This is a genomic window from Pararhodobacter sp. SW119 (assembly GCF_017811755.1).
In the GTDB taxonomy this organism is placed as follows: domain Bacteria; phylum Pseudomonadota; class Alphaproteobacteria; order Rhodobacterales; family Rhodobacteraceae; genus Pararhodobacter.
Window position 1 is genome coordinate 1 of sequence record NZ_JADDJF010000188.1, and the last position, 543, is coordinate 543.

At 63.0% G+C, this 543-nt stretch carries 1 protein-coding gene; it reads right to left on the minus strand.

Features of this window, described 5'->3' with window-relative positions; all coding sequences use genetic code 11:
- Positions 1–177 precede the first annotated feature (177 nt).
- A partial coding sequence (locus IM708_RS21190) for a transposase (RefSeq protein WP_209428522.1) occupies positions 178–543 on the minus strand: 366 nt, incomplete at its 5' end.

Genomic DNA, 543 nt, shown 5'->3' on the forward strand with positions numbered 1-543 from the left:
TGACCGCTGGCCTTGATGAAGTCCGCCTGCCGGATTCCAATCAGACTAGCGAGCTATAGACGCCCTGACAGCACATCGGAGTGTCCCGGTAGCGGTCTCGCTTGATCATCATCATTCATTTCTGCCCTTGCATCTCGTCGCGACGCCGTTGCGGCGGCGCTTTTGGCTCTCTTTCGTTCAGATGGCCGGTGCGGCCGTGTAATTCTGTCCCTTTACGAGCAGTGCCCAAGCGGTGCGAGCGGTCTTGTTGGCGATGGCCACGGTCACGAGCCGCGTGGGCTTACGGTCGAGCAGGGATCTGACCCAGGCCCCGGTCCGGGTATTGATCGTTCCGGCGCGCCTTGTCACCGAGGTGGCGCCGACGACCAGCATTCGGCGCAGGTAGCCGTTGCCCATCTTCGAAACCCGTCCCAGCCGCTCCTTGCCGCCTGACGAGTTCTGTCGTGGAACGAGCCCGAGCCAGGCCGCAAACTGCCGACCGGATCTGAACACGGAAGGATCGGGCACACTGGCCGCGATCGCCGTGGCGGTAATGATGCCCAC